Genomic DNA, 6,532 nt, shown 5'->3' with positions numbered 1-6,532 from the left:
CTTTATCTGTGTAGTGAACTTTATTGGTTTCAGTGCGAGATTTTCTATGAACTCATTCCTCGCTCTAGGGAGTGACGCCTTGACCTCAAAGTCTCTCTAGTAACGTTTATAACCCCACGTCGTCATCCTCGGGCGTGAGGAACGATTGAAGCGGGGATCTCTTGCCGCTTGCTGATTAACTTCAGTTTAATCTATTGCATCAGGTAACTTCTTTAATAAAGCCATACATCGACATGTTGTTCGGGACTCCCTATGAACTCATTCCTCGCTCTAGGGAGTGACGCCATGACCTCCAAGCTTCTCTAGCAACGTTTATAGTCCCACGTCGTCATCCTCGGGTATGAGGAACGAATGAACCGGGGATCTCTTTCCCAAACGATAGTGTGACGATATTTACAGCAATTGCTTAGCCACCGCTGCTATTTATCAAGCTATTACTAAAAACTATTGATCGTTCATTTCACTTTATGTTACTTTCCCGCGCAATCTCGGAATGAAAATGTTCAAGAAGAGCAACGATTGCTTCTGGGGGATACGCGTAGTGACCATTCTTGCTGATTGGGACATTACGTAGGGTAGGTATTGGCTAGTCCTTTAGCTGATAGACGGGATACTTATGGCGCAGTTCGTCATGTTAATGGGAAACCCAACATTGAACACACTAATTACAACATTGCTAATCAGCTCTGCATTTCCAAAGGGACCAGCTCCTCATAGCTGCCCGATCCTGCAAAAATGTCCAATTCTTCAAAACAGTAGCATTACTGAACCTTGAGCTCACGCTAACAATTTATCGCTGTCTTAAGACGGCTTAATTTCGTATTCGTCATTTGACTTATGCGAGCGTACAGCTATATCTCATTTCTAGACAATACGTGTACTTCACTATGAACTCTCTCCAAATTTAACGAGAGTTGGTGGGTAATTGCGTCTGATGGAGGTGAGTATGAACACATTCAAGGGGACTTTTATGACTACCGCCTTTGAAGTCGATATCAATACTATCGCAAATTCATTTTCAACTATGGTTCCTATCTTAGAGGGAACGTACGACCTAACACCTGACGCTATTTTGCTAGAGCAAGAACAGCATGAGTCGGATGTTCGCTCTTACCCAAGACGCCTGCCTATTGCTATTAAACGAGCATGTGGCGCTTTAGTTGAAGATACTCGTGGCCAACTCTTTCTCGATTGCTTAGCCGGTGCAGGTACACTTTCTCTGGGTTACAACCACCCTGAGATTAACCAAGCACTTAAAGACCAACTCGATTCTGGTTTGCCATACCAAACACTTGATATCACGACTCAAGCAAAAGAGACGTTTATCAAGCGAGTTAAAGCTTTTCTTCCTCAAGACTTTTCAAATAACTCGGTTCTTCAATTCTGTGGCCCATCTGGCGCTGACGCTGTGGAAGCGGCGATCAAGCTCGCCAAGCAAACCACAGGTCGCAACACCATGTTTGCTTTCCGTGGTGCTTACCATGGTATGACGAACGGCACCATGGGTATGATGGGTAACCTCGGCACTAAAGAGCGTCGTAGCGGCTTGATGTCTGATGTGCACTTCATGCCTTTCCCATACAACCTACGCTGCCCGTTTGGTATTGGTGGTGAAGCGGGTGCTAACGCGAGCATTCGTTACATCGAACGTATGTTGAATGATGACGAGTCTGGCATCATGAAACCGGCGGCGATGATCGTTGAGCCTGTGCAAGGTGAGGGCGGTGTGATTCCTGCTCCAGCATCTTGGTTACAAGGCCTACGTCGCATCTGTGATGAGCACGGCATCCTACTGATTTTTGATGAGATTCAGTGTGGTGTGGGCAAAACTGGCCATCGATTTGCGTTTGAAGAGTCTGGTGTTAATCCAGATATCTTATGTTTATCTAAAGCGATTGGTGGCGGACTGCCTATGTCGCTGCTTGTGTTCGATAAGAGCATTGATACATGGAAAGCGGGTGAGCACACCGGTACATTCCGTGGTAACCAATTAGCAATGGTCTCTGGCGCTAAGGCGTTGGAGATCATCGAACGAGATGGCTTAGTTGAGCACGCGAACATCGCAGGCCAATATTTACTTCACGGGCTTGAGAAGATTCAATCACGCGTTAGCTGTATTGCTGAAGTTCGTGGTAAAGGCCTGATGCTCGGTGCTGAGATCAAACAACCAAATGGTGAGCTTAACAAGTTTGGCGAACCACAATCAGACGGCGAACTAACCCTAGCGATTCAACGAGCAGCGTTAGAGCGTGGCTTGATGGTTGAAAAGGGTGGTCGTGATGGCTCGGTAATTCGTTTCCTTCCGCCAATGATTATCTCTTTTGAGCAGATTGACTTTGCACTCCGCGTAATGGAAGAAGCGATCATCGCAGCTGGTGGTGGCTTACAACAAGACCCAGCTTCAAGCGAACAAGCAAACCAAGAATGGAACAAGCATTTCATCCATACAGGTTTAGGCGGTAGCGACGAATTTGCTAACGTGATGAACCAAACCACTCAAGCGATGAAAGCGGTTTTTGAACAGGTTGAAACCCCTTATTCGGGTTTAGATCCAAAAGTGCTAGAAGCAGCTATCAATGCTGTCGACCTTGATAACAATCAACACGCTTTGGTTGATGTTGTAGATAGTACTGCAGACCTTGTCGCTGCAAACTCCATCTTCGTGCAACACCCAGATTGCATTGCACACCTTCACACTCCTCCTCTTATGGCTTCGGTAGCAGCGGAATCGATTATCGCGGCATTGAATCAATCAATGGATTCATGGGACCAAGCATCGGCTGCGACTTATGTTGAGCAGCGCGTCGTGGATTGGATGTGTGACAAATACCAACTTGGCGCACAAGCTGACGGTGTTTTCACTAGCGGTGGCACGCAAAGTAACCTAATGGGTTTATTGCTTGCGAGAGACTGGGTTGCGGATAAGCACAATGGTCACTCAATCCAAAAGCTTGGCTTACCAGAATACGCGAGCAAGCTGCGTATCTTATGTTCAAAGAAATCTCACTTCACGGTTCAAAAGTCAGCCTCTCTACTAGGGCTAGGCGAAGCGGCAGTGTGCTGTGTTGACACCAATGCAAACGGCACTATCAAGCCTGATTTGTTAGATGCAGAAGTGAAAGCGCTTAAAGCACAAGGGTTGATTCCTTTTGCTGTTGTCGGTACGGCGGGTACAACCGATCACGGTGCTATCGACGACCTTGATGCGATTGCAGACCTCGCAAGCCAACAAGGCCTTTGGTTCCATGTCGACAGTGCTTACGGTGGCGCGCTTATCTTGAGTAGCCACAAGGCTCGCTTACAAGGCATCGAAAAAGCGGACTCTGTGAGTGTCGATTTCCACAAATTGTTCTATCAAACAATCAGCTGCGGCGCGGTATTGTTGAAAGACAAAGCGAACTTTAAGTACCTTCTACATCACGCAGATTACCTAAACCGCGAACACGATGAACTGCCAAATCTAGTCGATAAGTCTATTGCGACCACCAAGCGTTTCGATGCATTGAAAGTCTTCATGACGATGCAAAGCGTTGGACCAAAGCAGTTGGGTGATATGTACGACCATCTTCTTGAGCAAACGCTAGAAGTGGCAGACCTGATTCAAAACCAAGCTGACTTAGAGCTACTCGCAGAGCCGTCACTATCAACAGTGCTGTTCCGATCTAAGCCGTCAGCAAACGGCGAGCTAGATTTAGACAAATTGAATCAAACGCTAAGACTGGAAGCGCTGACTCGTGGTGTTGCAGTACTCGGTGAAACGGTCGTGGATGGTAAGAGTGCGCTTAAATTCACTATCTTGAATCCGTGCCTAAAGACATCAGATTTCAAATCTCTAATTAACAAAATTCAAACTCTAGCCACTGAGCTAGCAGAACAACAAGGGTAATTAATACTATGGCTATTCTACAAATTGGTGCAGGCGGCGTTGGTTGGGTTGTTGCACACAAAGCAGCACAAAATAACGAAGTACTGGGTGATATCACAATCGCTTCTCGCACAATCGCGAAGTGTGAAAAAATCATCGAATCTATCAAGGGCAAAAACAACCTTAAAGATTCAACTAAGAAACTAGAAGCACGTTCAGTAGACGCTGATGATGTTGATGCGCTTGTTGCTTTGATTAAAGAAGTTCAGCCGGATCTAGTGATCAACGCTGGTCCTCCTTGGGTAAACATGGCAATCATGGAAGCATGTTACCAATCTAAAGTTTCTTATTTAGATACATCGGTAGCGGTTGACCTATGTTCTGAAGGCCAACAAGTACCACAAGCTTACGATTGGCAGTGGGGCTACCGTGAGAAGTTCGCTGAAGCAGGCATCACAGGTATTCTTGGTGCTGGTTTCGATCCAGGTGTGGTATCAATCTTTGCTGCATACGCGGTTAAGCACTTGTTCGATGAGATTGACTCAATTGATGTAATGGATGTGAATGCTGGTGACCACGGCAAGAAGTTTGCGACAAACTTTGACCCAGAAACCAACATGCTTGAGATCCAAGGCGATTCTTTCTACTGGGAAAATGAAGAGTGGAAACAAGTACCTTGTCACTCTCGTATGCTTGAGTTTGAATTCCCGAACTGTGGTTCTCACAAAGTTTACTCAATGGCGCACGATGAAGTTCGTTCAATGAAAGAGTTCATCCCAGCTAAGCGTATCGAATTTTGGATGGGCTTTGGTGATGCATACTTGAACTACTTCAACTGCATGCGTGATATCGGTCTTCTTAGCCCAGATCCGCTAACACTGCACGATGGTACTGTGGTTCAGCCTCTGCATGTTCTTAAAGCACTACTACCGGATCCAACATCTCTAGCTCCGGGTTACACTGGTTTAACGTGTATCGGTACTTGGGTTCAAGGTAAGAAAGATGGTAAAGAGCGTAGCGTATTCATCTACAATAACGCAGACCACGAAGTGGCTTACGAAGACGTAGAGCACCAAGCGATCTCTTACACAACTGGTGTTCCAGCGATTACCGCTGCACTTCAGTTCTTCCGTGGCGAATGGGCTGATAAAGGCGTGTTCAACATGGAACAGCTAAATCCAGATCCGTTCCTAGCAACTATGCCGGAAATTGGTCTAGATTGGCATGTTCAAGAGCTTGAAGCAGGCCAAGGTCTTCCAGTGATTCATGAGCTGAAAAAATAAGAACTGATTTCTTGTTTTGATTGCTAATTAAAGGGGACATGGATTGTTCCCTTTTCGATGATGATAGCCTTGAAGCTTTGGTATCATTTATTTTGATTTTGTAACTCACTGCGCTCGGACAGGACAAAATCAAAATAAATCACACCAAAATTGTTAATTTACCTTTCCATCTATAGATGCTGCTTGAGTGTTTACAAAAATGACGTTTAAGAAAGAAGAACTAAAAACCCCATATTTCATGATCAACGAAGACAAGTTGATTGCGAACTTAGAAAAAGCCAAGCAACTGAAAGAGATTTCAGGTGTGAAATTGGTACTTGCGCTTAAGTGCTTCTCGACTTGGGGCGTGTTTGACATCATCAAACCGTACCTAGACGGTACTACTAGTTCTGGCCCTTATGAAGTGAAATTAGGTCACGAAACTTTTGGCGGTGAAACTCATGCTTACAGTGTGGGCTACAGTGAAGATGACGTGAGAGAGGTTGCTGACATCTGCGACAAGATGATCTTCAACTCTCAAAGCCAACTTGCTGCTTACCGTCATATTGTTGAAGGTAAAGCTTCACTGGGTTTACGTTTAAATCCGGGCGTGAGCTACGCAGGGCAATACTTGGCGAATCCAGCACGTCAATTCTCGCGTTTGGGCGTGCAAGCTGACCACATCAAACCAGAAATTTTCGATGAGATTAATGGTGTGATGTTCCACATGAACTGTGAGAACAAAGACGTCGATGCGTTTATCGGCCTGCTTGATTCAATCTCAGAACAGTTTGGTGAGCACTTAGATAAGTTGGACTGGGTGAGCATGGGCGGAGGTGTGTTCTTCACATGGCCTGGCTATGACATCGAAAAACTCGGTCTTGCGCTGAAAGCCTTCTCTGAAAAGCACGGTGTGCAGATGTATCTTGAGCCGGGTGAAGCGATCATCACTAAAACAACCGACCTAGTTGTGACAGTGGTCGATATTGTTGAGAACGTGAAGAAAACAGCGATTGTGGATTCAGCGACTGAGGCGCACCGCCTTGATACGCTTATCTACAATGAGCCCGCATCAGTATTGGAAGCATCAGAAACAGGCAGCCATGACTACGTGATTGGTTCGTGTTCATGTCTTGCGGGCGATCAGTTCTGCGAAGCGAGCTTTGATGAGCCACTTAAGATTGGTCAAAAGCTGCATCTGTTAGACAGCGCGGGTTACACAATGGTGAAATTGAACTGGTTCAATGGCCTTAAAATGCCTTCAATCTACTGTGAACGTAGCAGTGGTGAAGTTCAGAAGCTAAATGAATTCGGCTATGAAGACTTCAAACGCTCATTATCACAATGGTCAGTTCAGTAACTGAATCACAAGTTCAGAGCAATACAAAGAGCAGCTAATGAGCTG

Annotated in this window: 3 protein-coding genes; all 3 read left to right on the top strand. The window is 45.7% G+C overall.

What is annotated here, in order from left to right:
* The first annotated feature begins 946 nt into the window (after positions 1 to 946).
* The 3 genes from AB4371_RS09535 (at position 947) to nspC (ending at position 6,487) form a co-directional block, all read left to right on the top strand.
* The gene (locus AB4371_RS09535; protein ID WP_372149537.1) at positions 947 to 3,886 is read left to right on the top strand and encodes a pyridoxal phosphate-dependent class III aminotransferase; all 2,940 of its coding nucleotides are present in this window, start codon (positions 947 to 949) and stop codon (positions 3,884 to 3,886) included.
* Positions 3,887 to 3,894: 8 nt separating this feature from the next.
* A complete protein-coding gene (locus AB4371_RS09530) occupies positions 3,895 to 5,148 on the top strand; it encodes a carboxynorspermidine synthase (protein WP_017061002.1) in 1,254 nt (417 codons plus the stop codon).
* Between the two features lie 199 nt (positions 5,149 to 5,347).
* Positions 5,348 to 6,487: a carboxynorspermidine decarboxylase gene (gene nspC / locus AB4371_RS09525; RefSeq protein WP_372149534.1), complete on the top strand. Its 1,140-nt coding sequence runs from the start codon at positions 5,348 to 5,350 to the stop codon at positions 6,485 to 6,487.
* The last annotated feature ends 45 nt before the right edge of the window (positions 6,488 to 6,532 follow it).

Source organism: Vibrio sp. 10N.261.51.A3 (assembly GCF_041471965.1).
Classification (GTDB): Bacteria; Pseudomonadota; Gammaproteobacteria; order Enterobacterales; family Vibrionaceae; genus Vibrio; species Vibrio crassostreae_C.
The sequence above is the reverse complement of the archived record's forward strand: the minus strand, read 5'-3'. Positions and strand labels throughout refer to the sequence as shown.

Coding starts and splice junctions, on each gene's coding strand:
- AB4371_RS09530 (WP_017061002.1), top strand. CDS start 3,895: ATGGCTATTCTACAAATTGGTGCAGGCGGCGTTGGTTGGGTTGTTGCA.
- nspC (WP_372149534.1), top strand. CDS start 5,348: ATGACGTTTAAGAAAGAAGAACTAAAAACCCCATATTTCATGATCAAC.
- AB4371_RS09535 (WP_372149537.1), top strand. CDS start 947: ATGAACACATTCAAGGGGACTTTTATGACTACCGCCTTTGAAGTCGAT.